The following is a 24,876-nucleotide window of genomic DNA, read 5'->3' on the forward strand; positions in this document are numbered from 1 at the left end:
CCGGTCAGCCGGCGTGATCAGCGCAGGTCGCGCACCCAGGCCTCGACCGCGTCCGAGATCTGCTGGCGGGCATCAGCACGGCTGATGGTCGCCGTGCGGTCGCCCGGCTGGTCGCCGTAGGCACCGAAGTCGGCGTGGTTCGACCCCTGGATCTCGGTCATGGTGGCGGTCGACGGCAGCTTGTCCCGCGCGGCGTCGACCTTCGCCGGGGTCGACAGGCCGTCACGCGAACCGGAGACGCTCAGCACGTCGATGTACGAGCGGCTGATGTCGTTCGCGCAGTAGCTGCCGAGCAGCAGCAGGCCGTCGGCGTCCTGGGCCAGCTGGCACGCGCGGACGCCGCCGAGGGAGTGTCCGCCGACCGCCCAGCGTGTGACCAAGGGGGCGTGGGCCTCGAACGTGGCCAGCGGTCGCGTGTCGAAGAACGCGAGGTTCAGCGTCGGCTTCGTGATGACCACCGTCGTGCCGTCGGCGACCACCTGCCGGAACGCGGCCATGTAGGCGTACGGATCGACCTTCGCCCCGGGGATGAAGACGATCCCGACGCCGTCGGCCTGGCCGGTCGGCGTCATCACCACGGAGTCACCGGCGTCCCGGACCGCGATCCGGTCGTCCCGCCAGACCTGCAGCGCAGCGCTGCGGGTGCCCTGCATGACGATGTGCGCCCAGACCAGGAACACCACCGCGATCAGCACGACGACGGCGACGATCCAGGTGGTCCAGCGCAGCGCTCGGTTCATGTGGCCACCGTACGGCGCATCAGGACCGGCGTCGTTCGCTTCGTGAGCAGGAACGGTCGGGTGCGACGTGCACACCCGACCGTTCCTGCTCACGATGTCGCCCGGGAAGGGCGACCGTGACCCGCTACTTGATGGCGGCGCGGATCTCGGCGGCCGCTGCGCCGACGTCCGAGGCGCTGTAGATCGCGCTGCCGGCGACGGCGATGCGGGCGCCGGCCTCCTGCACCGAGGCGACGGACGACGCGTTCACGCCACCCGCGATCGAGAACGGGACGCCCGAGTCCTTGCCGGCGTCGAGCAGCGTCGAGAAGGTGAAGCCCTCTTCCGCCTGCTCGTCGAGCCCGGCGTGGACCTCGACGAACTCGGCGCCGAGCGCGACGACCTCGCGGGCTCGGGCGGCCTTGTCGGAGACGCCGATCAGGTCGACGACGATGCCCTTGCCGTGCTTCTTCGCGGCCTTGACGGCACCGACGATCGTCGAGTCGCCGGCGACACCGAGGACGGTGACCAGGTCGGCACCGGCCGAGAACGCGATGTCGGCCTCGAGCTCACCGGCGTCCATGGTCTTGAGGTCGGCGAACACGATCTTGTCGGGGTGTGCCTCCTTGATCGCGGTGACGGCGGACAGACCGGCGCTCTTGATCAGCGGCGTGCCGAGCTCGAGGACGTCGACGTGCGGTGCGGCCGCGGCGGCGAGCTCGAGGGCGGCTTCGGTGGTCAGGGTGTCCATGGCGAACTGGAGCTGCATGGGTGTGCCTTTCATTCGAGGTTGGCGTGACGGGGCCAGAGGTCGTCGGCGGACTGCCCGCCTCGGGTCCACAGGGCGTGGAACACGGCGTCGCCCACCAGGGCGACCGCCTGTTCGAAGAGGCCGCCGGCGTACTGGGCCGAGGCGGTGCCGGAGCGGTCGGTCTTCGTCGCGGCGGGCAGCACGATCGTGACGTCCGCCAGCTCGGAGAGCGGGGAGTCGTCGGTGGTCGAGAGCGCCACGACGGATGCGCCAACCTCGTGCGCGGTGCGTGCGGCCTGGACGATGCCGGTGGTCGTGCCGGAGCCGCTCGCGACGAGGAGCAGGTCACCCTGACGGATGGCCGGGGTGGTGACCTCGCCGACGACGTGCGCGTCGAGCCCGAGGTGCATGAGGCGCATCGCGGTCATGCGGAGGGCGAGGCCGGAGCGCCCGGCGCCGTGGACGAACACCCGGTCGGCGCCCTCGATCAGGGCGAGTGCGCGCTGTGTCGGAGCGTCGTCGAGGCGGGCCGCCAGGTCGCCGACCTCGCGGACGACCAGGTCGAGCGCTGCGGAGACGGTGGTTGCTGCCATGCCCTCGATCCTTCCGTCGCGCGTCCCGGCACGCCGCTACCCGCCCCGGCAGGGGTCCCGTCCCATCGGGTGGGCCCGTCCGCTCGGGTGGGACGGGTACGGTCGCGTCCATGGACGCATCGGTCGACACCCTGGAGGCCCGGGGCGGCTCCGCCATCCGGCTCGCGGCCGCCGAGCACGCCCGCACGGTCGCCGAGCAGGCGGACCGGCACGCGCTCACCCTCGAATCCGTCCTCGCGGTGCTCCGGTCGTCGCGGGTCACGGACGCGGCTGCCCGGGCCGAGGCCGTCGAGATCGCCTCGGCCGCCCTCGTCGACCTGCGCACCGTCACCGATCAGCAGCGGAGCACCCTGCTCGAACCCGTCACCGGCGCGTTCTCGCGGTTGCGCGCCGACCTGCGGCCGCTCGTGCGCTTCGGGGACCTCGACGTGCAGTTCGTCGAACCACCGGCCACCGGTCGCGCGTTGCCGGGTGACGTCGCCCACGCGGCCCGGGCGATCGTCCGTACCGCGGTGCTCGCCCTGGTCGACGACGGTGCGGCGAAACGGGTGCGCATCCAGTGGGACTGCGACGGCAGGAACCTGCTCATGCAGCTCCGCGACGACGGCTCCGGCACGCTCGACGTGCACGACGACGCGATGCGGCCGATCGCCGAGCGGGTCGTAACGCTCGACGGCCGGGTGCAGGTCGCGAGCACCCCGGGGTGGGGGTCGGTGCTCGACATCTCGCTGCCGCTCGACCCGCGGCCGACCGAGGTGGACGCGGTCGACGACGGTGACCTGACCCCGCGGGAGCGCGACGTACTGCGGCTCGTGGCGACCGGTGTCGGCAACCGTGAGATCGCCGAGGGACTCGGCATCAGCGTCAACACCGTGAAGTACCACGTGGCGAACCTGCTCCGGAAGCACGGCGCCCGGACCCGGGCCGAGCTCGCGGCGTTCAGCTCCCGGGCGTGAACCGACGGGACCGCGACGAGGCGTCCCGACGAGACCGCGACAGCGGGTACCGACGACGTCATCGGAGTTCACCGATCCGCATCTCGTTCACGCCCCGACAGCGGCGGTCCCCTACGCTCCGGGGGCGAAGCGGTACCCCATGCCGGACTCCGTCACCAGGTAGCGCGGGTGCGCGGGGTCGGGCTCGAGCTTCCGCCGCAGCTGCGCCATGTACAGCCGCAGGTACCCGGAGTCGTTGCCGTGCGTCGGCCCCCAGACCTCGGTCAACAGCATCTCGCGGGTCATCAGGCGGTCGGGGTTCGTGACCAGGACCTCGAGCAGGCGCCACTCGGTGGGGGTCAGGCGGATCGCGGGACCCTCGGCCGGGGTGACCTGCTTCGCCACGAGGTCCACGAGCAGCGGTCCGATCGCGATCGTCGGGGTCTCCTCCGACGCCACCACCCGTCGCCGTCCGAGTGCCCGCAGCCGGGCGAGGAGCTCGTCCATCTGGAACGGCTTCGTCACGTAGTCGTCGGCACCGGCGTCGAGTGCGTCGACCTTGTCCGACGAGTCGGTGCGCCCGGAGAGCACGAGGACCGGAACCTGTGACCAGGCCCGGACGCCCTCGAGCACCCCGATGCCGTCGAGCCGGGGCATGCCGAGGTCGAGCAGCACCAGGTCGGGGCGCTCGGTGATGACGGCGTCGATCGCTTCGCGCCCGTCCCGCGCCGTCACGACGTCGTACCCACGCGCAGAGAGCGTCACCGACAGCGCGCGGACGAGCTGCGCGTCGTCGTCAGCGATCAGGACCTTCATCGGATCTCCACTCCCACGTGCCCGGCGATCGGCAGCCGCACCACCACGGTGAGCCCACCGCCCGGGGTGTCGTCGACCTCGATCGTGCCGCCCATGCCCTCGGTGAACCCGCGAGCGAGCGCCAGGCCGAGCCCGAGGCCGGTCTCGTTGTCGGTGTCGCCCAGGCGCTGGAACGGCTGGAACACCTCGTCGCGTCGGTCCTCGGGGATGCCGGGGCCGTGGTCGGCGACGCGGAGTTCGACGCCGCCGGCGAACGCGCTCGCCGCGACCCGGACGTGGGTGCTCTCGGGCGCGTACCGGACGGCGTTCGCGAGCAGGTTCACGACGACGCGCTGCAGCAGGACCGGATCGGCGAGCACCGGCGGCAGGTCGGCAGGCAGGTCGAGGTCGACGTCGTCAGGGCCGAGCTCCAGCTCGTCGAGTGCCGGGGCGACCACCGTCTCGAGCGCGATCGCCGCCGGGGTGACCGCGAGGACACCGGCCTGCACCCGGCTGACGTCCAACAGGTCTGCCAACAGCACCGCCAGCTGACCGAGGCTCTCGTCGGCGGTCGCGAGCAGCGCCTCCCGGTCGGCCCGTGACAGGTCGATGTCGGGCGCACGCAGGGTCTGCACGGCGGCGGAGGCCGCGGCGATGGGTCGGCGCACGTCGTGGCCGACGGCCGCGAGCAGCACGCTGCGGACCCGGTCGGCCGCGGCGATGCGTTCCGCGTCGACCGCCGTCCGCGTGAGCGAACGGTGCTCCACCGCGGCGTCGAGCTGCTGCTCGACGACGCGGAGCAGGCGGCGCTGCGTGGGGTCGTCCTGTGCGCCGGAGAACTCGAGGACGGCACCGGACGGGAGGCTCGTGGCCGCGTCCGGCACGTCCCCGAAGGTCCCGGACGTGGCCGGCACCTCGTCGCCCTGGCGGATCCGGACGCCGGCGAAGCCGAAGGCCTCACGGGTGCGGTCGAGCAGTGCCTGCAGGGCGTCGTCACCGCGGAGCACACTGCCGGCGATGCCCATCAGGAGCCCGGACTCGGCCGAGGCCCGACGGGCGGCACGCGACCGCCGAGCGGACCGGTCGACCACGAAGCTGACCAGCACCGCGCTGATCACGTACATGACCAGGGCGAACAGGTGCCACGGCTGCTGGACGGTGACCATGTAGAGGGGTTGCACGAAGAAGTAGTCGAGGCTCAGCCCGGACAGCACGGCCGTGAACACCGCCGGCCACATCCCGCCCACCAGCGCCACGACCAGGACGAGCAGCTGGTACGCCAGCACGTCCACCGTGATGGCGTCCGGGTCGCTGCCGATCGACAGCACCCAGGTGAGCAGCGGCCCGACCAGGACCGACAGCACGAACGCGGCGACCACCCGGCCGCGGGACAGACTGCCGCCGAGCTTCGGCAGGGTGATCCCGCCACCGGCGCGCTCGTGCGTGACGACGTGCACGTCGATGTCGCCGGACTCGCGGATCACGGTGTTGCCGATCCCCGGACCGGTCATGGCGGCCGCGAGCCGGCTGCGGCGACTGACGCCGATCACGATCTGGGTGGCGTCGATCGACCGCGCGAACCGCACCAGCGTGCTCGGCACGTCGTCGCCGACGACCTGGTGGTACGTCCCACCGAGCTGCTCGAGCAGGGTCCGCTGCGTGCCGAGCGCACCGGGGTGCCGCACCCGCAGACCGTCGTTTGTCGTGACGTGCACGGCGGCGAGTTCACCACCGGCACTGCGGGCGGCGATCCGGGCGCCGCGGCGCAGCAGGGTCTCGCCCTCGGGGCCGCCGGTCAGGGCGACGAGCACGCGCTCCCGGGTCTCCCACCGGTGCTCGATGCCGTGCTCGGCGCGGTAGGCCTTGAGTGCGTCGTCGACCTCGTCGGCGAGCCAGAGCAGGGCGATCTCGCGCAGTGCGGTGAGGTTGCCGAGCCGGAAGTAGTTCGACAGGGCGGCGTCGATCCGGGCTGCCGGGTAGACGAGCCCGTCGGAGAGCCGTTCGCGCAGCGCTGCCGGGGCCAGGTCGACGACCTCGATCTGGTCGGCCGCACGCACCACGGCGTCCGGGACGGTCTCGCGCTGCACGGTGCCGGTGATCTCGCGCACGACGTCACCGAGGGACTGCATGTGCTGCACGTTGACGGTCGAGATGACGTCGATGCCGGCGTCCCGCAGTGCTTCGACGTCCTGCCAGCGCTTCTCGTTCGGGCTCCCCGGGGCGTTGGTGTGGGCGAGCTCGTCGACCAGCGCGACCTCGGGTGCCCGGGCGATGACGGCGTCGAGGTCGAGGTCGTCGAGGTCGACACCCCGGTGCGAGACGGTGCGGCGGGGCACGACCTCGAGCCCGGTGACGAGGGCAGCGGTCGCGGCGCGCTCGTGCGTCTCGACGACGGCGACGACCACGTCGCGACCCTCGTCGAGCAGCCGACGCCCCTCTTCGAGCATCGTGTAGGTCTTGCCGACACCGGGCGCCGCACCGAGCAGGACCCGCAGCTTCCCGCGCTTCACGTGCTCATCCTCTCGCGTGCGGGGGTCGGTCTCCGCAAAACACCGGTGTTCACCTGTCGCACCGCGGTCTGCGGGTGTTCGACGCGCGAGCACCGGTGTTTTGCGGAGGTGTCACCCACGCTCAGGACGCCTTCGCCAGCGCCAGGTTCAGCGCGAGCACGTTGACCACGGGTTCACCGAGGAACCCGAGTTGACGCGACTCGGTGTGCGACGCCACCAGCTGCCGCACGGTGTCCGCGGACAGGCCGCGCGCCGAGGCCACACGGGCCACCTGCTGCGACGCGTACTCAGGGCTGATGTCCGGGTCGAGCCCCGAACCGGATGCGGTCACGGCGTCGGCAGGCACCTGCGCGGCGGAGACCCCGTCGGCCTTCGCCAGCGCCGAACGACGCTCCTCGACGGCCGTGAGCAGGTCGGCGTTGTTCGGGCCGAGGTTCGAGCCGGAGGAGCCCTGCGCGTCGTAGCCGTCCCCGGCGGCGGACGGCCGCGACTGGAACCAGCGGTCGGCCTGCTTGCCCGTGAACGACTGCCCGATCAACGAGGAACCGACGACGGTGCCGGACGAGTCCGTCACCATCGAGCCGTTGGCCTGGTCGTGGAACGCCGCCTGGCCGACACCCCAGACGGCGAGCGGGTAGCCGACGCCCAGGACGACGGTGGCGACGAGGGTGAGGCGGATCGCCACACCGGCGGAACGGAAGGTGGAACGTGCAGATGCCATGACTAGAACCCCGGGATGAGACCGACCACGAGGTCGATCAGTTTGATGCCGATGAAGGGGACGACCACGCCGCCCAGCCCGTAGACGAGCAGGTTGCGGCCGAGGATCGACGACGCTGCGGCCGCGCGGTACTTGACGCCACGCAGGGACAGCGGGATGAGCGCCACGATGACGAGCGCGTTGAAGACGACGGCCGACAGGATCGCGGACGACGGGCTGTGCAGCCCCATGATGTTGAGCGCCGCGAGCCCGGGGAACGCTGCCTGGAACATCGCCGGGATGATCGCGAAGTACTTCGCGACGTCGTTGGCGATGGAGAACGTGGTCAGGGCACCGCGGGTGATGAGCAGCTGCTTGCCGATGCGGACGACGTCGATGAGCTTGGTCGGGTCGGAGTCGAGGTCGACCATGTTGCCCGCCTCCTTCGCCGCCGTCGTACCGGTGTTCATCGCGACGCCGACGTCCGCCTGCGCCAGGGCCGGGGCGTCGTTGGTGCCGTCACCGGTCATCGCGACGAGGTTGCCGCCCTCCTGTTCCCGCTTGATGTAGGCGAGCTTGTCCTCCGGGGTGGCCTCGGCGAGGAAGTCGTCGACGCCGGCCTCGTGGGCGATGGCGGCCGCGGTGCGGGGGTTGTCGCCGGTGATCATCACCGTGCGGATGCCCATCGACCGGAGTTCGGCGAACCGCGACGCCATGCCGTCCTTCACGACGTCCTTCAGGTGCACGACGCCGAGCAGCGTGACCGCGCCGGTCGAGGAGCGGCGCCCGACGACGAGCGGCGTGCCGCCCTGGTCGGAGATCTCCGCGACGGTCGCGTCGATGGCCGCGACCAAACCAGCGTCGGGGGTGTTCGCCCAGGCGAGGACTGCGGCAGCGGCACCCTTCCGGATCTGCGAGCCGTCCGGCAGGTCGAGACCGGACATGCGCGTCTGGGCCGTGAACGGCACCTCGACGGCGCCGTCCGGCAGTGCCGGCGTCACCCCTGCGTCAGCAGCGAGCGACACGATCGAGCGTCCTTCCGGAGTGCTGTCGGCAGCACTCGACAGCGCGGCGGCCTCCATGAGCGAGGCTTCCGACACCCCCGGCACCGGCACCACCCGGGATGCCCGACGGTTGCCGTACGTGATCGTCCCGGTCTTGTCGAGCAGCAGCGTCGTGATGTCCCCGGCGGCCTCGACCGCGCGGCCCGACATCGCCAACACGTTGTGCTGCACCAGGCGGTCCATGCCGGCGATGCCGATCGCGGAGAGCAGGGCTCCGATGGTGGTCGGGATGAGGCAGACGAGCAGGGCGATGAGCACCGGCACGCTGACCGTGGCACCGACCATCCCCGCGATGGGCTGCATCGTCAGGCAGACGATCACGAACACGATCGACAGCGAGGCGAGCAGGATGTTCAGCGCGATCTCGTTCGGCGTCTTCTGCCGTGCCGCACCCTCGACCAGGCGGATCATCCGGTCGATGAAGGTCTCGCCCGGCGTCGAGGTGATGCGCACGACGATCCGGTCCGACAGCACCCGAGTGCCGCCGGTGACGGCACTGCGGTCACCGCCGGACTCGCGGATGACCGGCGCGGACTCACCCGTGACGGCCGACTCGTCGACCGACGCGATGCCGTCGATGACGTCGCCGTCGCCCGGGATGACCTCGCCGGCGACGACCACGACCACGTCGCCCTTGGCCAGGTCGACGGACGCGACCTCCTCGGTCTCGTTGCCGGTCGCGGCCGCGTCGGTCGTCGCGTACCCGAGCACCCGGCGGGCGCTCGTGGTCGAGCGGGTCTTCCGCAGGGTGTCGGCCTGCGCCTTGCCGCGGCCCTCGGCCACCGACTCCGCCAGGTTGGCGAAGACGACGGTGAGCCAGAGCCAGACGGCGATGGCGATCGTGAACGCGGACGGCTCGACGACGGCGGCCGCCGTCGTCAGCGCTGCGCCGACCGCGACGATGAACATGACGGGGTTCCGCCACATGAGTCGCGGATCGAGTTTCCGCAGGGCGCCCGGGAGGCCCGCCACCAGTTGGCGGGGTCCGAATGCGGACGAGCGGGTGGACGGTTCCACGGCGGTGCGCGGTTCCGACTCCGTGGTCACGGGGGTGGTCATGACAGTCCTTCTGCGAGCGGACCCAGTGCGAGCACCGGGAAGTAGGTGAGTGCGGTGACGATGACGGCGACGCCGCCGAGCAGCCCGATGAACAGCGGGCGGTGGGTGGGCAGCGTGCCGGCGGTCTCCGGCACCCGGTCCTGCGCGGCGAGGGACCCGGCGAGCGCCAGGACGAACACCATCGGCACGAAGCGGCCGAGCAGCATCACGACGCCGAGCGCGGAGTTCATCCACGTGGTGTTCGCGGTGAGCCCGCCGAAGGCCGAGCCGTTGTTGTTCGCGCCCGACGTGAAGGCGTAGAGCAGCTCGGTCAGCCCGTGGTTGCCGGGGTTGAAGACCGACGTCCCGAGCACCTGTTCGCGGACCCCGGGGATCACGAGCGAGAGACCGGTTGCCAGGAGCACGAGCGTCGGCGTGACGAGGATGTACAGCGCCGCGAAGGTCATCTCCTTGGCGCGGATCTTCTTGCCGAGGTACTCCGGGGTGCGACCGACGAGCAGGCCACCGATGAACACCGTGATGACGGCGAGCACGAGCATGCCGTACAGGCCGGAGCCGACGCCGCCGGGGGTGACCTCGCCGAGCATCATGTTGACGAGCGCCATCATCCCGCCGATCGGGGTGTAACTGTCGTGCATCGCGTTGACGGCGCCGGTGGACGTCGAGGTGGTCGCGGTCGAGAAGAGCGTCGAACCGAGGATCCCGAAGCGGCTCTCCTTGCCCTCCATCGCGGCCCCGGCCGCCTGCGTGGCGACACCACCGCCCCCGAGCTCGGCGATCGACATGACCGAGAGCGACACGAGGAAGATCGCGCCCATCACGGCGAGGATCGCGTAGCCCTGGCGGTCGTCCCCGACGAGACGTCCGAAGGTGCGGGGCAGCGAGAACGGGATGACGAGCATCAGGAAGACCTCGACGAGGTTCGTCCACGCCTGCGGGTTCTCGAACGGGTGCGCCGAGTTCGCGTTGAAGTAGCCGCCGCCGTTCGTGCCGAGTTCCTTGATGGCCTCCTGCGAGGCGACGAACCCGTCCGGGATGTGCTGGGTGCCACCGATCAGCGTGGTGACGTCGGTGCCGCTCCCCCAGGACTGGACGACCCCGCCGGCGACGAGCACGATCGCGAAGACGAACGCCCCGGGCAGGAGCAGTCGGCCGAGACCACGGACGATGTCCACCCACACGTTGCCGAGCGTGCCGGACTTGCGACGGGCGAACCCACGCACCAGGGCCACGGCGACCGAGAGACCGACCGCCGCCGACAGGAAGTTCTGCACCGCCAGGCCGGCCATCTGCACCGTGTAGCCGACGGTGACCTCGGGCGAGTAGGACTGCCAGTTCGTGTTCGCGACGAACGACGCCGCGGTGTTGAACGCGAGCGAGGGGCCGACGGCGGGCAGCCCGAGGTCGCCGGGCAGGACGACCTGGATGCGCTGCAGCAGGTAGACGAGCAGCAGCCCGGCGACGCTGAACAGCAGCACGCCGCGCAGGTACACGGGCCAGGACTGCTCGGCGTCCGGGTCGACCCCGATCAGCCGGTAGACCCCGCGCTCGACCCGGTTGTGGCGGACGGGCGTGAAGACCTTCGCCATCCAGTCACCGAGTGGGCGGTACGCGACGACGAGCAGCAGGACGAGGGTGGCGACCTGGGCGATGCCAGCCCAGACGTCCGCGGCACCCACTAGAACCGCTCCGGACGCACGAGCGCCCAGACGAGGTACACGACTGCGGCGGTGCCGAGGACGGCGGCCGCGATGGTGATGCCGATCACAGCCGTTCCACCCCCTTGGCGATCAGTGCCACCACGCCGAACACGGCGAGGACACCGGCGACGACGAACACGTCGAACACGAGGGACTCCAGAAGGTCTGCGGTGTCCGCGCCGGGTGACGCGGACCGGCACCACTTGTGGTGCCGAACCGATGCTGGATCCTGCGCCGGGCCTCCAGTCCACTCCTAACGGATCCCTGACGCCGCCCTGGCGGACGCATGCACGCTCCTAACGCACACGGCTGACGCAGTTCAGACAGCGGCTGCCGCGAGTCGTCGCGACAGGTCCCGGACCGCACCAAGCAGCTCGTCGGGCCCCGAGACGAGCACCGGAACGGCCAGCCCGGCGACCACGCCAGCGAGCCCGCCCCACGACCACGATCCGAGGGTGATCCGGGCCCGCTCGTCCTCGAGCTGCTCGACCACGGCGTCCTCGGGCAGGTACGGCGTGATCCGCCGCGCATCGTCCGCCGTCGTGGTCACCGAACCGGTGCACGGCCACACGTCGTCGACCGCCGACCCCTTGAACCGCGCGGACACGAACGCGGCCGCATCGCCACCGGGGATCGGTCGCGGCGTGAAGGAGACGCGAGTCCGCATCCGGGGCGTGATCCGGTCGATGCGGTGCGTGCGCCAGTCGTCACGGTCGGCATCCCAGTCGAGCAGGTACCAGCGACCGTTCCGGGCGACGACGGCGTGCGGTTCCACCCGGTGCGGAGCCTCGTCGTCGCCGTACCCGAAACGGAAGACCTCCTGCAGGTGGACCGCCTCGCTCACCGCCACCAGGACCTCCGGGTCGGTGGTGGTCCGGCTCGTCGCGGTCACGGCCTGCACCGCGTCGACCCGGGACCGCAGCCGCGCGGGCATCACCTGCCGGACCGTCGCGAGGGCACGGGCTGCCGACTCAGCGACGTCCGCCCCCGAGGCCGGCGCCACGGCGAGCGCCAGGGCGATCGCCACCGCCTGGTCGTCGTCGAAGAGCAGCGGGGGCAGGTCGGAGCCCGCCTCGAGCCGGTAGCCCCCGGTCGGCCCACGGAGCGCCTCGACCCGGTACCCGAGGCCGCGCAGCCGATCCACGTCGCGACGGACGGTGCGGGGACTGACCTCGAGCCGTCCGGCCAGCTCGTCGCCCGGCCAGTCGCGGTGCACCTGGAGCAGGGAGAGCAGCGCGAGCATCCGTGCGGAGGGTCCGGCCATGGCGTCCATCTTCGTTGGAGAAGCGGACACGATCTGACCGCATTGCCCGACATCCTCGTCCCATGAGCATCGAAACGACAACCCACCTCAACTTCGACGGCGACGCCCGCGCGGCGCTCGACTTCTACGCATCGGTCTTCGGCGGCGAGGTCACCGCCGCCACCTACGGCCAGATGGGCGCCCTGGACGACCCGGCCTGGGCGGACCGGATCGTGTTCGGTCAGGTCTCCACGGCCGCCGGCTTCCGGGTCATGGCCTTCGACGTCTGGCCCGGGCAGCCCTACGACCAGGGATCGAACGCCTTCTACGTGTTCGTGCACGGTGACGACACGGCCGAGATCGAGCGGTACTGGGCCGCACTGTCCGAGGGCGCCGAGATCCGGCAGCCCCTGGAGCCCTCGGCCTGGGCACCGTTGGCCGGGCAGCTGCGTGACCGCTTCGGCGTGGTCTGGCAGCTCGACGTCGCTCCCGCTGGCGACTGATCCGTCCTGAGGGTCGCGGTCAGCGCGTCGGCGTCCACGTCGACACGGTGACCGCGGCCGTCACCGTCGCTGGCTCGAACACGGTGTCCGCCGCGACGTGGTGGTGACTCGGCCCCATGTGCACGACGTCGTGGACGTCCTCGGCCGACAGGTCCATCGTCCACGTCAGGTCCTCGGAGGACCGCAGCTCGAACGACGGCGTCAGGGAGTCGTGCAGCCGCCGTTCCTTCTCCGGGTCCACGCTGATCGTCGCCTCGGCGAGTTCCGCCAGGTGGCCGGCCCGCGGGGTCACCACCGCGAGCACGCCGTCGGCGTGCAGCACGCGGGCGTACTCGCTCTGGTTGCGGGGTGCGAAGACGTCGAGCACGACGGCGGCAGCATCGTCGACGACCGGGAGGCGCTCGGTCACGTCCCCGACGACGGCCCCCGCGCGCTCGTGGGCGCGTGCCGCACGCCGGATCGCGACGGCCGACAGGTCCAAGGCGACCCCGAGGCGTGGACCCGGCCGACTGCCGGCCGGAGCAGACGCGTCCGGCGCGACCACGGGCCTCCAGTCCGGAACGTGCGCTGCGTCCAGCGCATGCGCCAGGTAGGTCCCCGGGCCCGAACCGACGTCCAGCACGATGCCGGGCGCGGTGGCGTCCGCGACGATCGCGGCGAGCGCCCGCTCGACGGGCGCGTAGTGCCCGCGCCCCAGGAACCGCAGCCGCGCGTCGACCATCGCCGGGGTGTCCGCGGTGAGCGCGCGCCGCTTCGCGGGCAGGAGGGTCAGGTGGCCCTGCTTCGCCTCGTCGAACCGGTGACCGTTCGGGCAGCCGACCTGGCCGCCGTCGACACGGCCGAGCGGCTCGGCGCACACGGGGCAGGCGAGCATCGGCAGCAGGTCGTCACGCACCGGCCCAGCGTACGGGCCTCGGTAACCTGACCGGATGTCGCTGCAGCAGCTCTTCGGCCTGGACGGACGCACCGCACTCGTGACGGGAGGCAGCTCCGGCATCGGCCGAGCGATCGCCACCGCACTCGCCGACGCAGGTGCCCACGTCCTCGTCGCCGCCCGGACGTCCGCGACCATCGACGCCACCGTCGCCGGCATCCGCCAGGCGGGCCGCTCGGCCGACGGCATCGTCGCGGACCTGTCCTCCCGCGCTGGTGCACACGCACTCGCAGACACCGCCGGAGACGTCGACGTCCTGGTGAACTCCGCCGGGATCAACCTGCGGCCGCCGATGCCGGAACTCGACGAGGCCACCTGGGACGCCACGATGGCCGTCAACCTCGACGCGCCGTTCGTGCTCGGGCAGCGGCTCGCACCCGGCATGGCGGCCCGTGGGTACGGGCGGATCGTGTCGATCAGTTCGCAGCAGGCCCACCGCCCCTTCGCCGCCAGCGGCGCGTACGGGGTCTCCAAGGCCGGTCTGGAGGCGCTGGCCCGGTCCCAGGCAGAGGCCTGGTCCGCGCAGGGGGTCACCTCCAACGTCCTCGTCCCCGGTTTCGTGCGCACCCCGCTCAACGAGCGGCTCGGCTCCGACCCCGCCACGGTGGCGGCCCTCGCCGCGCGGACGCTGGTCGGCCGGAACGGACTCGCGTCGGACTTCGCCGCGGCGGCGGTGTTCCTCGCCGGGCCCGGTTCGGCCTACGTCACCGGGCAGTCGATCGCGGTGGACGGCGGGTTCTCGGTCCACTGAGCGACGTGGCACTGGCAGGGCCTGCCTGCGCCGGGGCTCGGCTGGCAGGATCGATGCGTGAAGACACTGGAGTTGCCACAGACAGACCTCACCGCCTCCGACGTCGTCGTCGGACTGATGCGGATCAACGACATGAGCGACGAGGACATCCGCTCGCTCTACAGCGCCTCGCGCGACGCGGGCGTGAACATGTTCGACCACGCCGCGGTCTACGGCGAGTGGCACGGCTGCGAGGAGCGCTTCGGCGCTGCCGTCACGCTGACGCCCGCGGAACGCGCCGAGATCGTGCTGCAGACCAAGGTCGGCATCCGGCCGACGCCGAAGGGCGCGTACTTCGACTTCTCGTACGAGCACATCCTCGAGTCCGTGCACGAGTCGCTCGAGGCACTGCAGACCGAGTACGTCGACGTCCTGCTGCTGCACCGCCCCGACGCCCTGGTCGAGCCGGAAGAGGTCGCCAAGGCCTTCGACGAGCTGCACGCCGCCGGAAAGGTGCACCACTTCGGCGTATCGAACCACACCCCCGGCCAGGTCGACCTGCTCAAGAAGCACGTCCGGCAGCCGCTCGCGTTCAACCAGGTGCAGCTGAGCATCACGCACGCCAACGTCATCTCGCAGGGCATCACGGCGAACATGGGTGGCCTCGACCAGTCGGTCGACCGCGACAACGACATCCTCAACTACTCGCGGATCAACGACATCACGCTGCAGGCCTGGTCGCCGTTCCAGAAGGGCTTCTTCGACGGCGTCTTCCTGGGCGACCGCGAGCAGTACGCCGAGCTGAACGACGTGCTCGAGGAGATCGCCGCCGCACACGGGGTCACCCCGACCGGCATCGCGGTCGCGTGGATCACCCGCCACCCCGCGCACTTCCAGGTCGTCCTCGGCACGACGAACCCGCAGCGCGTGCGGGACTCGGCGGCCGGCTCGGACGTGCAGTTGTCGCGCGAGGAGTGGTACCGCATCTTCACCGCTGCCGGACACACCGTTCCCTGAGCAGGAACGGCCCGGTCGGGTCGGGCAGGGTGGGGTCGTGCTCCACGACCTCGCCCTGCCCGTCCGTCTGTCCGCCCGCAGCGGCGAGGTGACGCTGCGGAACGCCACGGAAGCGGACCTCGACGCACTCATGGCGCTGTTGTCCGACGGCCCGATCAGCGCTGCACGTGGTGACGTCGCTGCACCGGAGGACCGCCCGCAGTACGCCGAGGCACTCCGTTCGATCTCGGACGACCCGGCGAACGCGCTGCTCGTCGCCGAGGACGCCGACGGGCGGCTCGTCGGGACGCTGCAACTCACCCGGATCCCCGGCATGGCTCGTCGTGGTGCCACCCGACTGCTCGTCGAGGCAGTGCGGGTCAGTAGTGCTCTGCGATCCGGCGGCATCGGGAGCGCCCTGATGCGCTGGGTGACCGACGTCGCTGCGCCAGCCCTCGGGACCCCACTCGTGCAGCTCACGTCCGACGCTGCACGGACCGATGCGCACCGGTTCTACGAGCGCCTCGGCTTCACCGGCTCGCACGTCGGGTTCAAGTACCGGGTCTCCGACCCTTCCGCGCGATGAGGTTCCTTCCCAGAACGCGTGCAATGCAAGGTGCTTTCGGGCATACCTGGTCAGAAGTTCCGACCAGGTATGCCCGATTCGACCAGGTACGCCCGAGACAGCCGGGCGCGCGCTAGTCGTCGGAGGCGGAACCAGCAGACCTCGGCGTCGGCACGTTCACGTCGACCGGCGACACCCCGGCGGGGTCGGCGGAGGCACCACGCACGACGTCGAACGAGATCCCGAGCATCGCCGGGTCCTCGTCGAGTTCGAGCCCGTCCTGACGGACCTGGTCCTCCGGGATTGCACGGCCACCAGACGGGTCCCACGAGTTCGCGATCGACATGCGCACGAGCATGCCCGAGCCCCTTGGCAATCGCCCAAGAAACCCCGGAGGACCTCCGGAACGGTCAGAGGTCGTCCGGGTGCAGCCGCTCACCGGCGTGCGGACGCCGGAACACCGGGCCGCCGCCGGCCTCGTCCTCGTCGTGGTGGCTGACGGGCGAGACGCTCGGGTCGGCGGAGTCGCCGCCGACGTCGGCGCCGCGGTCCTCCTCCACCTCGAGCTCGGACTCGTCACTGCCGTCCACGGGGATGGACCGGCCCTGCTGTTCGGGATCGAACGGTGCGCTCATCGACATGACCCGAGCATGCTCCCGCTCGGTGAACGCCGGGTCAACGCTGTCCGTCGGCCGCGATGAGCTCGAGCTGCGTCAGCGCCAGGTCGGTGCCGGCGGTGAACGTGAACGACGAACCCCCGCCGAGGATCCGGAACACCCGGGTCTGGCCGGCCCACGTGAACTCGGCCCCGTCGACCGCGGTGACGGCGTCGTCGAGGGCGACCTGCCACGAGTAGGACCCCGGCGATGCGACCGACACGGTGTACAGCGAGGCGGCGGGGCACGACACGTCGAAGGACACGGATTCCCCCACGGCGAGCGCCGTGACGGTGCGGCCGGCGTCGTCGGTGAGCGCCGAGGCTCCGACGGGCAGGACGTCCACCGGGGCGTCCCGGTAGCCGTGCACGTCGGAGGCCGAGACGGGACGGGTGTCCGACGCCCAGCCCTGCGGTTCGTCGGACAGCGTGAACTCGATCCGCGACGCGGCCACGACCACGCTGTGCGGGATGGTGACCGAGGTCCAGGGCGAGCCGTCGACCGTCACCGACGCGACGTACGCGCCTGCGGAACCGGGGGCGACCTCGATGACGGTCTCCGCGCCTCCCGACCGGTGCAGCACCGTCCTGCGGACCGACGGCGGCACGAGCACGTAGGTACCGGTCGACGGCGCCAGCGGGTACAGGCCGATGGTCGCGAAGACGTACCAGGCGCTCATCTCGCCGTTGTCCTCGTCGCCCGGGTAGCCCTGGCCGAGGTCGGACCCGACGAACAGGCGCTCGAGCGATTCGCGGACGATGCGGTGCGCGTCGTCGTGCCGCCCGGTGAACATCGGGAAGAACGGGATGTGGTGCGCCGGCTGGTTCGACAGCCCGAGCATGCCCATCCGGACGTCGCGGGCCTCGGTCATCTCGTGGATCGGGAACCCGTACGAGCCGGACCGTGCCAGGGAGCCGGTCTCGGGGGTCGCGAAGAACGCGTCGAGGGCCGCGTCGAACCGCTCCGGGCCGCCGTGCAGGTCGACGACGCCGGCGCCGTCGTGCGGCGCCGTGAACGCGGTGCCCCACGCGTTCGTCTCCGTGTAGTCGTCGCCCCAGTCGCGCGGGTCGAACTCGGTGCCGACCCGCCACGAGCCGTCCGGGTCGCGGCCGATGAAGAACCCGCGCTCGGAGTCGAAGACGTGCCGGTACTGCAGTGACCGGCGGGCGAACCACTCGGCCTCGGCCTCGTACCGGGACAGGTCGGCGGGCGTCCGCGCCCGCGACGCGAGCAGGCCCGCCATGACGGCCAGACCCCAGTCGTTGATCGCCGCGTCCAGGGTCCACGACATCCCCTCGTGGGTCACCGTGTCGACGTGGCCGCGGAAGGCACCCGGGAGGCTCCCCTTGCGTCCGACGCGCTCGTCACGCGGCGGGACGGTCGCGTTCCGCACCGCGCTCCGGTACGCCTCGGCCAGGTCGAAGCCGCGCACGCCCTTCACGGCGAGGTCGGCGAAGACGGTGTCGCTCGTGGTGCCGGTCATGCAGTCCTCGGCGCCGGGGGCACTCCAGCGGGGCGTCCACCCGCCGTCGTGGTGGTGCTCGACGAAGCCCTGCGCGAGCTCGCCCGCGGTCTCCGGGGTCAGGAGTCCGAGGAGCGGCCAGGCCGTGCGGTAGGTGTCCCAGAAGCCGTTCGTGGTGGTGAACGGGCCCTCGACGATCTCCGGCCCGGGCTCGTCGCGGATCGGTTCCGCCAGGACGTCGCCGTACGGGGAGCGGTGTCGCGGGGTGCCGGTCAGGGCGGTCTCCCCGGCACGGTTCGGGTAGAGGAAGAGCCGGTACAGGCCGGAGTACAGGCTCGTCAGCTGGTCGGGGGTGGCGCCGTCGAAGGACAGCGTCGCGAGCTTCTCGTTCCACAGTGCCTCGGCACGGGAGCACATGGCGTCGAACGAGCCGGCGTCGTCGAGGTTCGCGCGGGCGTCCTCGATCGAGACGGTCGAGATGCCGAGCAGGACGTCGACCGGGCCGCCCGTGCCCCCGGCCTCTCCCATGGACAGCCAGCCGCGCAGCTCGTGCTCACCGATCGTCGTGTGGTCGGCGGTGACCCCCTCGATCCGCAGGTGCACGTGGTGCGGTGGGGTGCCGGGGCGGTCGTCGAGGACGGCCTCGACGACGGCGGTGCCGTCGGTGACCGTCACGGAGACGTCGGACACCCGGCCGTGGTGGTCGAGCACGACGCTGCGGGTGCCGGTGAACCGGAACCCGAGGGCGAACTCCCCCGCGGTCAGCTCGGCGGTGACGGCGTGGTCGAGGGCGACGCGGTACCGGTGCGGGCCGTCCTGCTCGTCGTCGTGGTCGAACCCGAGCGCGCGGGCGGACCGGTCGACATCGGGGGTGTCGAGTGGCGAGGGCATCACCTGGAACACCCCGCGGTCGCCCATCCACGGCGACGGGATGTGACTCGTCGCGAAGGCTTGGATCGCCGGGCGGAGCCACCCCTGGTCGTCGAGCCGGTCGTGCTCCTGGTACGCGTACGGCCAGCGGTTGCTCGAGGCGTCCGTCATCGGCAGGCCGAACACCCCGCCGTGCGGGACCCCGACGAGCGGAGCGTTGTTGCCGCGGGAGAACCGGGAGGACGCCTGGGTGCCACGGGTCGTCCGGACGTGGCCGAGCGGGGTCGTCGGGGTCGGACGCGCGGGACCGATCCGGACGGCGTCGAGCCAGCCACGCAGTGCCGGACGCTCGCCGTCGGTGGCCGCAGCCGGCGCGTCGGAGCCGAGCCGGGCCTCCAGGCGGTCGACGACCAGCCCCGCGAACGGCGTGAGATCGACGGCACGGCGGTTCCACTGGTCCACCCACTGTTTGCGGGCCGCGTCCTGCGCGTCCGGGGTGACCGCGTCGCCGTACTGGTCGCGGACCGCGGCGTGGTCACGCAGCCGCGAGCCGTCGGTGAAGACGACGTCGAGGGCGAAGGCCGTGGCGTCCCAGAAGTGCGGCAGGTCTGCTTCCGTCGGTTCCGATGCCCCGTCGGGCAGGGTCCGCTCGGGGAACCAGACCCAGGAGAGCTCGTCGCCGGTGGCGATGGTGCGTCCGGTGAAGCCGGGGACGATCGCCCCGGCCACCGGCGCGCTCGCTGGTCGTTCGACGAGCCAGCCCTCTGCAGCCCCGAAGCCGACACCGTTCCGAGCGGCCACGGCCGTCGTCGGACCACCGCTCCGTTGCAGTTCTCGCACGGGACGAGCCTATTTGCTCCAGGGACTGGACGAAAACCCCGGCGTGTCAGTGCCGGTCGCCAGTGTTGGTCGTCAGTGTTGGTCGTCAGCCCTTGTTGTGTCCCGGGGCGCTGCCGGAATTGCCGGGGGCGGTGTCCGACGTGGTGTCGACCGCGCCGGTGTCGACCGCGCCGGTGCCGACCGCGCCGGTGCCGTCCGCGCCGGTGCCGTCCTGCGGCTCCTGCACCGGGTTCGAGGCCGGGGTGCTCGGCTCCGGGCCGACGGGCGGGTCCTGCGTGGGCTGCTCCGGCTCGGTCGGTTCGCTCGGCTGCTCGCTCGGTTCCTCGGCGGGCTGCGACGGCTGGGGCTGCTCCTGTGAGGGCTGCTGCTCGGCCGGTTCGCTCGGCTGCTGTTCCTCGCCCGGGCCCTCGGACGGCTGCTGCTCGGTCGGCGCAGTCGACGTGGTGTCCGTCGGGGCCGGTGTGCCGTCGTCGTCGCCGTTCAGTGCGAACACCGCGATGCCGATGCCGATGAGCACCAGGACGATCACGATGATCGCGGCGATGAGGGGCCCGCGCTTCTTCTTCTCCGGCTGGTCCCCCCGGACCGGGCGGGGCGCGACCGGCGGCGGGGTCGGCCCGCTCGGACCTGATGCGCCTCGGTCGTTCGCCTGGGCGCCGAGGACGGTCGTCGAGACGTCGTCGGCCGGGTTCGGGCGCTGGGTGTCCAGGACGCGGGTGGCGTCGTCGCCCGGGCGCGCGCCCCCGTTCGGCAGCTCGCTCGCCGGCATCGCCTGTGTCCGGTCGTCGGCGTTCGCCGCAGCGGCGGCACCAGCCGCGGCACCCGCTGCGCCGGCAGCCGCAGCGGTCACCGCACCGGGCATCCCGGGCAGGAGCTGCGTGGCGTTCGTCGGCTCGTCGCGGCCCAGGGCACGCAGGCGCTCGGCGGCCTCGGCCGCCGTCGGGCGCTCCGCCGGGTCCTGCGCGGTCATCACGTGCAGCAGGGTCCGCCAGGCCGTGGGCAGGTGCCGGTCGATCTCGGGCGAACGGGTGAGCCGGGCGGTGGCCGACTCGACGGCACTGCCCGGGAACGGCTGGCGGCCGGTCAGGCACTCGAGCAGCACGAGCCCGAGCGAGTAGACGTCGGCCTTGCCGGTGATCTCCTTCGCCAGGACCTGCTCCGGGGCCAGGTACGCGGCCGTCCCCATGACGGTCCCCGTCCCGGTCACGCGTGAGGCGTCACGGAGCAGGGCGATCCCGAAGTCGGCGAGCTTGACGTGCCGGCCGTCGCTCTCGAGCAGGACGTTCGCGGGCTTCACGTCACGGTGGACGATCCCCTGCGCGTGCACGGCGGCCAGGCCGTCGGCGACCTGCGCACCCAGCCGGGCGGCGGTCGCGGGGTCGAGCGGGCCCTCGCGCAGACGAGTCGCCAGGTCACTGCCCGGCACGAGTTCCATGACGAGGTAGGAGTCGCCGTCGACGTCGTCGAGTGCGGCGTCGTAGAGCGTGACGAGCTCGGGGGCGCGCAGCGTCGCGAGGGTCTGGATCTCCGCCTCGGCGCGGGCGCGCTCCCCGCGGTCGACCGGGCCGATGCGGAACACCTTGACCGCGACCTCGCGACCGAGCTGCTCGTCGACCGCCCGGTACACGGACGCCATGCCACCGTGTCCGAGCGTGCCCGTGACGCGGTACCTGCCGCCGAAGACCCGTTCTTCCATGCCCGGCAACCTACCGGTCGCGGCTGACGGCGCTCTGCCGTTCGGGGCGGGCGGGGGGCGGCGGGGCGGCCCGGGCAGCCGTCGGGTGAGCAGAAGACGTCGAGTGCCCGCGCGCGACCCGACGTCTTCTGCTCACGAAGTGATTCGGTCGACGTCCGGCGCAGGCTCGGCACCGTGGTGGAGCGCCGTCAGGTACAACCGGTGCGCCGTGACCACGAGGGCGAGCCAGGCGAGCCCGAGCGCCCACGCCGCCAGCACGTCGGTCAGCCAGTGGTGCCCGAGGAACACCCGCGACGCCCCGACCGACAGCACGAACAGGGTGCCCACGATGATCGACCACACCCGGGTGACGATGCGCGACTGCCGCAGGAGCAGCAGGTACACGATGGTGCCCACGATCACCGTGGAGTTGAGCGTGTGCCCCGACGGGAACGACGGCGACGTCTCGTACGGCGGCACCGCGTCGGACAGCGGCGGACGAGCGCGACCGATCAGGTCCTTGCCCGCGATCGTCATGAGCAGCGAACCACCGCTCGCGGCGACCAGGAGCACCAGTGGCGTCCACGCACGGCGCTGGATCGTGAAGCCGACCAGGAACCCGAGCGCGACGATCGGCATCCCGATCGTGCCGGCGATGTCGGTCCACCACGTGACGAGGGTGTCGGCCGTGGGTGATCGGAGCGTGAGGGCCCAGTCGAGGACGGGTCGGTCGAGCACCGCGACGTCGTCGGCTTCCCGGACGGCGTCGTAGACCTCGGAGGCGATCCACGTGGCGAGGACGGCGACGCCCAGACCGATGGCGAGGGTCAGCAGCAGCACCGGCATGGCGCCGAAGCGCTTGCCGAGCGCGGTCCACGCAGCGGCGACCCTGCGGCCGGCGCGGGAGCGCCAGCGGGTCAGGTCGACTTCGCCGACGGTGCGGTCGGCGGCGTCCCCGCGTTCGGTGTGCATCCGTCCACCCTGCCCGAAGCCGCCGGGAGCCGTCCCGGGCAGTGCAGCACGGCGCGCCACACTGCCACACTCACGTCATGGCTTCCTCGACCGCACTCGTCGTCATCGACCTGCAGGCGGGCGTCGTGCGTGACTGCTTCGACGCCCGAGGCGTCCTCGAGCGGACCGCGGTGCTCGTTGATCGGGCACGCGCGTCGGGCATCCCGGTCATCTGGGTGCAGGACCACGACGACTTCGCGGTCGGCTCACCGGAGTGGCAGCTCGCCGCTCCGCTCGAACGCGTCCCCGGGGAGCCGCTGGTCCGCAAGACGTACCGGGACTCGTTCGCGGACACGGATCTCGCCGACGTCCTCTCGGTGCTCCAGGTGCGGCACCTCGTCGTCGCCGGCGCCCAGAGTGACTACTGCGTGCGCACCACGACCCAGGCAGCAGCGGTACGCGGGTTCGACGTCACCCTGGTCTCCGACGCGCACACGACGACCGATGCCGAGCACGACGGCGTCGTCATCACCGGTGAGCAGATCGTCGCGCACACCAACATGTACTTCGCCGGGCTGCGCTACCCCGGCCAGCGCTTCGCGATCGCGCGGCACGACCGGGTGGAGTTCATCACCGCCGGGTGATCGCCACCGGGGGATCGCCGTTCAGCGACGACACGTTTCAGTCCTTCGCCTCCGAGTACGCCCCGACCACCCCGACCGACAGCGGGAACGTCACCGGGAAGTCCTGGAACAACAGCCGTCCGGCATCGACGGCGGCCTCCCGGATCTGCTCTGCCACCCACTCGGCATGCTCCGTCGGGGCGTGCACCACGATCTCGTCGTGCACGAAGAACACCAGGTGCGGCCCGTCCGTCACGGCTCCCGGGAACCGTGCGAGCAACCGCGAGCGCAGGGACCCCATCCACGCGAGTGCCCACTCGGCCGCGGTCCCCTGCACCACGAAGTTCCGGGTGAACCGCCCCCAGCTCCGGGCACGGGACTCGACCGCACGCTGCATCGCCGGGGTCCCCTCGACCGTGTACGCCTGGTTCCGGGCCTCGAACCACGAGTCCTCGGGCACCGGTGATGTCCGCCCGAGCAGCGTCGTCACCGGCTCGCCGCGCTCCCCCGCACGCGCGGCCCGTTCCACCATGTCGAGCGCCTGCGGGAACGCCCGGACCAGGCGTGGCACGAGCCGACCGCCCTCGCCCTGGGTCGCCCCGTACATCGCACCGAGCATCGCCACCTTCGCCTGCTGCCGGGTCTCGACCGCACCAGAGGCCACCACGCCGTCGTACAGGTCGCGCCCGTCGCCGGCCGCGGCCATCGCCCGGTCGCCGGACATCGCGGCGAGCACCCGGGGCTCCAGCTGCGCGGCGTCCGCCACGACGAGCTTCCACCCGGGGTCGGCGATGACCGCGCCGCGGATGCCCTTCGGCAGCTGCATCGCTCCCCCGCCGTCGGCCGCCCAGCGCCCGGTGACGACACCGCCGACGACGTACTTCGGGTGGAACCGTCCGTCGCGGATCCAGTCGTCGAGCCAGGTCCAGCCGTTGGCGGTGAGCAGTCGCGCCAGGCGCTTGTACTCGAGCAGCGGCTCGATGACGGGGTGCTCGATCTCCTGCAGCTCCCACTTCCGCGTGCTCGTGACCATCAGGCCGGCCCGGCGCAGCGACTTCAGGACGTCGGCGGGTGAGTCCGGGTTGAGACCGGGGTCGTCGAGGCGCTCGCGCACGACGGCGGCGATCTCCTCGAGGCGTCGCGGCCGCACCCCGTAGGGCACGCGCGGCCCGAGGGCGTCCTCGAGCAGCCGCTCGTGCACGTCGGCACGCCACGGCAGCCCGGCGTGCAGCATCTCGGCCGCCACGAGCGCACCGGCCGACTCCGCGGTGAGCAGCAGGCGGAGCGCACCGGGAGCGCTCGACCCCGCCACCGCGGCGAGCTGCGCCCGGAACTCCGCCACCGGGTCGACCTCGTCGTCGGGCGCGGAAGCGGTGAACAGGGCGTCGTCGAAGAGCTGGGCCTGCGTCGGCCGGACCACGCGGGGTTCGGCGACCGGGGCGTCCAGGGCGTCGGGCGGCGCTGCGGCGAGCGCGGATCCCCGTGCCGCGAGCGCGGCCCGCAGGACACGACGACCGAGGCGCAGGTCGACGCAGCGACCGACCCGACCACCAGCAGCGAGCACGGCCGGGTACCAGCGCGCGGTGTCGTCCCACACCCAGCGCACGCCCGGTGCGTCGTGCGCCGCGACGAAGGCCGGGAGGCCCGGCTCGTCCAGGCGGATCGGCTCGCCCCCGGCGGTCCCCGCGTCGGTCAGGGGCGTCGCGAGGACGCCGCCGTCGACGCGGCGGAGGACGAGGTGCACGACACGATCATGCCGTGCCCCACCGACCCCGGCGGACCAGGGCCGGAACGGGTGTCACTCGCCGGGTCGGACCGCCGCGGTGTCGGCGACGTCGATGCGGACGTCGCCGTCCTCGGCACGGGAGACCTCGACCCGCGGATCGGCGTCGTGCTCGTCGGATCCGGACATGCGGCGGAACGTGTCCTGCCGGCGTTCCTCGAACGTCATGTCGACGCCGTCGTCGAGGTGGTCGTGGTCGGGCTTCGTCATGCCGTGCAC

24 protein-coding genes are annotated in these 24,876 nt (G+C 72.1%); 6 read left to right on the forward strand and 18 right to left on the reverse strand.

Annotated elements, in window-relative coordinates; all coding sequences use genetic code 11:
* Positions 1-17: 17 nt before the first annotated feature.
* From DEJ17_RS07810 to hxlB, 3 genes are all read right to left on the reverse strand, one after another.
* A complete protein-coding gene (locus tag DEJ17_RS07810; protein WP_110892853.1) occupies positions 18-740 on the reverse strand; it encodes an alpha/beta hydrolase in 723 nt (240 codons plus the stop codon).
* Between the two features lie 124 nt (positions 741-864).
* Positions 865-1,488, reverse strand: coding sequence for a 3-hexulose-6-phosphate synthase (gene hxlA, locus DEJ17_RS07815; RefSeq protein ID WP_071406215.1), 624 nt, complete (start codon positions 1,486-1,488; stop codon positions 865-867).
* A gap of 11 nt (positions 1,489-1,499) precedes the next feature.
* Positions 1,500-2,063, reverse strand: coding sequence for a 6-phospho-3-hexuloisomerase (hxlB, locus tag DEJ17_RS07820; protein WP_110892854.1), 564 nt, complete (start codon positions 2,061-2,063; stop codon positions 1,500-1,502).
* A 110-nt stretch (positions 2,064-2,173) separates the two neighbouring features.
* Between hxlB and DEJ17_RS07825 the strand changes: the two genes are divergently transcribed.
* Positions 2,174-3,019 carry a LuxR C-terminal-related transcriptional regulator gene (locus tag DEJ17_RS07825; protein WP_071406217.1) on the forward strand — a complete coding sequence of 282 codons (846 nt, stop codon included), beginning with the start codon at positions 2,174-2,176 and terminating at the stop codon, positions 3,017-3,019.
* 111 nt (positions 3,020-3,130) lie between these two features.
* Here the strand turns inward: DEJ17_RS07825 and DEJ17_RS07830 are convergent, their stop codons facing one another.
* The 7 genes from DEJ17_RS07830 to DEJ17_RS07860 all read right to left on the reverse strand — a co-directional run bounded on the left by DEJ17_RS07830 (position 3,131) and on the right by DEJ17_RS07860 (position 12,090).
* Positions 3,131-3,814: a response regulator gene (locus DEJ17_RS07830; protein ID WP_027466795.1), complete on the reverse strand. Its 684-nt coding sequence runs from the start codon at positions 3,812-3,814 to the stop codon at positions 3,131-3,133.
* A complete protein-coding gene (locus DEJ17_RS07835; protein WP_110892855.1) occupies positions 3,811-6,303 on the reverse strand; it encodes an ATP-binding protein in 2,493 nt (830 codons plus the stop codon). The genes DEJ17_RS07830 and DEJ17_RS07835 overlap by 4 nt, the downstream gene beginning before the upstream one ends.
* Positions 6,304-6,424: 121 nt before the next feature.
* Positions 6,425-7,024, reverse strand: coding sequence for a K(+)-transporting ATPase subunit C (kdpC, locus tag DEJ17_RS07840; RefSeq protein WP_110892856.1), 600 nt, complete (start codon positions 7,022-7,024; stop codon positions 6,425-6,427).
* A gap of 2 nt (positions 7,025-7,026) precedes the next feature.
* Complete coding sequence (kdpB, locus tag DEJ17_RS07845; protein ID WP_110892857.1) at positions 7,027-9,126, reverse strand: potassium-transporting ATPase subunit KdpB; 2,100 nt, start codon at positions 9,124-9,126, stop codon at positions 7,027-7,029.
* The gene (kdpA, locus tag DEJ17_RS07850; RefSeq protein ID WP_110892858.1) at positions 9,123-10,805 is read right to left on the reverse strand and encodes a potassium-transporting ATPase subunit KdpA; all 1,683 of its coding nucleotides are present in this window, start codon (positions 10,803-10,805) and stop codon (positions 9,123-9,125) included. Before kdpA ends, kdpB begins: the two co-directional genes overlap by 4 nt.
* Positions 10,805-10,894 (reverse strand): potassium-transporting ATPase subunit F, encoded by a 90-nt coding sequence (locus DEJ17_RS07855; RefSeq protein WP_110892859.1) that lies wholly within the window; start codon positions 10,892-10,894, stop codon positions 10,805-10,807. Before DEJ17_RS07855 ends, kdpA begins: the two co-directional genes overlap by 1 nt.
* Before the next feature lie 251 nt (positions 10,895-11,145).
* Positions 11,146-12,090, reverse strand: coding sequence for a YafY family protein (locus DEJ17_RS07860; RefSeq protein ID WP_110892947.1), 945 nt, complete (start codon positions 12,088-12,090; stop codon positions 11,146-11,148).
* A 62-nt stretch (positions 12,091-12,152) separates the two neighbouring features.
* Here DEJ17_RS07860 and DEJ17_RS07865 point away from each other — a divergent pair, with 62 nt between their 5' ends.
* Complete coding sequence (locus DEJ17_RS07865) at positions 12,153-12,572, forward strand: VOC family protein (protein ID WP_110859433.1); 420 nt, start codon at positions 12,153-12,155, stop codon at positions 12,570-12,572.
* 19 nt (positions 12,573-12,591) lie between these two features.
* Here the strand turns inward: DEJ17_RS07865 and DEJ17_RS07870 are convergent, their stop codons facing one another.
* A complete protein-coding gene (locus DEJ17_RS07870; RefSeq protein ID WP_110892860.1) occupies positions 12,592-13,467 on the reverse strand; it encodes a putative RNA methyltransferase in 876 nt (291 codons plus the stop codon).
* A gap of 34 nt (positions 13,468-13,501) precedes the next feature.
* On the opposite strand from DEJ17_RS07870, the gene DEJ17_RS07875 reads away from it, so the two are divergent.
* From DEJ17_RS07875 to DEJ17_RS07885, 3 genes are read left to right on the forward strand one after another with little or no spacing between them, the layout of a single operon-like run.
* On the forward strand, positions 13,502-14,257 hold the full coding sequence (locus DEJ17_RS07875) for an SDR family NAD(P)-dependent oxidoreductase (RefSeq protein ID WP_110892861.1): 756 nt from the start codon (positions 13,502-13,504) through the stop codon (positions 14,255-14,257).
* Between the two features lie 57 nt (positions 14,258-14,314).
* Complete coding sequence (locus DEJ17_RS07880) at positions 14,315-15,253, forward strand: aldo/keto reductase family oxidoreductase (RefSeq protein WP_110892862.1); 939 nt, start codon at positions 14,315-14,317, stop codon at positions 15,251-15,253.
* Between the two features lie 37 nt (positions 15,254-15,290).
* Entirely contained in the window at positions 15,291-15,818 is a 528-nt protein-coding gene (locus tag DEJ17_RS07885; protein WP_110892863.1) for a GNAT family N-acetyltransferase, read from the forward strand.
* Positions 15,819-15,930: 112 nt separating this feature from the next.
* On the opposite strand, the gene DEJ17_RS07890 is transcribed toward DEJ17_RS07885, so the two are convergent.
* From DEJ17_RS07890 to DEJ17_RS07910, 5 genes are all read right to left on the reverse strand, one after another.
* Positions 15,931-16,155: a hypothetical protein gene (locus tag DEJ17_RS07890; RefSeq protein WP_110892864.1), complete on the reverse strand. Its 225-nt coding sequence runs from the start codon at positions 16,153-16,155 to the stop codon at positions 15,931-15,933.
* Positions 16,156-16,207: 52 nt separating this feature from the next.
* Entirely contained in the window at positions 16,208-16,432 is a 225-nt protein-coding gene (locus DEJ17_RS07895; protein WP_146239665.1) for a hypothetical protein, read from the reverse strand.
* Between the two features lie 40 nt (positions 16,433-16,472).
* Positions 16,473-19,625, reverse strand: coding sequence for a GH92 family glycosyl hydrolase (locus DEJ17_RS07900; RefSeq protein ID WP_258366718.1), 3,153 nt, complete (start codon positions 19,623-19,625; stop codon positions 16,473-16,475).
* Between the two features lie 85 nt (positions 19,626-19,710).
* Positions 19,711-21,321: a serine/threonine-protein kinase gene (locus DEJ17_RS07905; RefSeq protein WP_110892867.1), complete on the reverse strand. Its 1,611-nt coding sequence runs from the start codon at positions 21,319-21,321 to the stop codon at positions 19,711-19,713.
* A 132-nt stretch (positions 21,322-21,453) separates the two neighbouring features.
* Complete coding sequence (locus DEJ17_RS07910; protein WP_110892868.1) at positions 21,454-22,272, reverse strand: phosphatase PAP2 family protein; 819 nt, start codon at positions 22,270-22,272, stop codon at positions 21,454-21,456.
* A gap of 77 nt (positions 22,273-22,349) precedes the next feature.
* On the opposite strand from DEJ17_RS07910, the gene DEJ17_RS07915 reads away from it, so the two are divergent.
* Positions 22,350-22,895 (forward strand): cysteine hydrolase family protein, encoded by a 546-nt coding sequence (locus DEJ17_RS07915; protein ID WP_110892869.1) that lies wholly within the window; start codon positions 22,350-22,352, stop codon positions 22,893-22,895.
* 37 nt (positions 22,896-22,932) lie between these two features.
* Here the strand turns inward: DEJ17_RS07915 and DEJ17_RS07920 are convergent, their stop codons facing one another.
* Positions 22,933-24,618 (reverse strand): bifunctional 3'-5' exonuclease/DNA polymerase, encoded by a 1,686-nt coding sequence (locus DEJ17_RS07920; RefSeq protein WP_110892870.1) that lies wholly within the window; start codon positions 24,616-24,618, stop codon positions 22,933-22,935.
* Between the two features lie 54 nt (positions 24,619-24,672).
* Positions 24,673-24,867, reverse strand: coding sequence for a hypothetical protein (locus DEJ17_RS07925; RefSeq protein ID WP_017887924.1), 195 nt, complete (start codon positions 24,865-24,867; stop codon positions 24,673-24,675).
* Positions 24,868-24,876 lie beyond the last annotated feature (9 nt).

This window comes from Curtobacterium sp. MCSS17_011, assembly GCF_003224275.1.
Classification (GTDB): Bacteria; Actinomycetota; Actinomycetes; order Actinomycetales; family Microbacteriaceae; genus Curtobacterium.

Coding starts and splice junctions, on each gene's coding strand:
- DEJ17_RS07865 (WP_110859433.1), top strand. CDS start 12,153: ATGAGCATCGAAACGACAACCCACCTCAACTTCGACGGCGACGCCCGC.
- DEJ17_RS07905 (WP_110892867.1), bottom strand. CDS start 21,321: ATGGAAGAACGGGTCTTCGGCGGCAGGTACCGCGTCACGGGCACGCTC.
- hxlB (WP_110892854.1), bottom strand. CDS start 2,063: ATGGCAGCAACCACCGTCTCCGCAGCGCTCGACCTGGTCGTCCGCGAG.
- DEJ17_RS07810 (WP_110892853.1), bottom strand. CDS start 740: ATGAACCGAGCGCTGCGCTGGACCACCTGGATCGTCGCCGTCGTCGTG.
- kdpB (WP_110892857.1), bottom strand. CDS start 9,126: ATGACCACCCCCGTGACCACGGAGTCGGAACCGCGCACCGCCGTGGAA.
- DEJ17_RS07890 (WP_110892864.1), bottom strand. CDS start 16,155: ATGCTCGTGCGCATGTCGATCGCGAACTCGTGGGACCCGTCTGGTGGC.
- DEJ17_RS07910 (WP_110892868.1), bottom strand. CDS start 22,272: ATGCACACCGAACGCGGGGACGCCGCCGACCGCACCGTCGGCGAAGTC.
- DEJ17_RS07875 (WP_110892861.1), top strand. CDS start 13,502: ATGTCGCTGCAGCAGCTCTTCGGCCTGGACGGACGCACCGCACTCGTG.
- DEJ17_RS07860 (WP_110892947.1), bottom strand. CDS start 12,090: ATGGCCGGACCCTCCGCACGGATGCTCGCGCTGCTCTCCCTGCTCCAG.
- hxlA (WP_071406215.1), bottom strand. CDS start 1,488: ATGCAGCTCCAGTTCGCCATGGACACCCTGACCACCGAAGCCGCCCTC.
- kdpC (WP_110892856.1), bottom strand. CDS start 7,024: ATGGCATCTGCACGTTCCACCTTCCGTTCCGCCGGTGTGGCGATCCGC.
- DEJ17_RS07925 (WP_017887924.1), bottom strand. CDS start 24,867: ATGACGAAGCCCGACCACGACCACCTCGACGACGGCGTCGACATGACG.
- DEJ17_RS07915 (WP_110892869.1), top strand. CDS start 22,350: ATGGCTTCCTCGACCGCACTCGTCGTCATCGACCTGCAGGCGGGCGTC.
- DEJ17_RS07825 (WP_071406217.1), top strand. CDS start 2,174: ATGGACGCATCGGTCGACACCCTGGAGGCCCGGGGCGGCTCCGCCATC.
- DEJ17_RS07895 (WP_146239665.1), bottom strand. CDS start 16,432: ATGAGCGCACCGTTCGATCCCGAACAGCAGGGCCGGTCCATCCCCGTG.
- DEJ17_RS07830 (WP_027466795.1), bottom strand. CDS start 3,814: ATGAAGGTCCTGATCGCTGACGACGACGCGCAGCTCGTCCGCGCGCTG.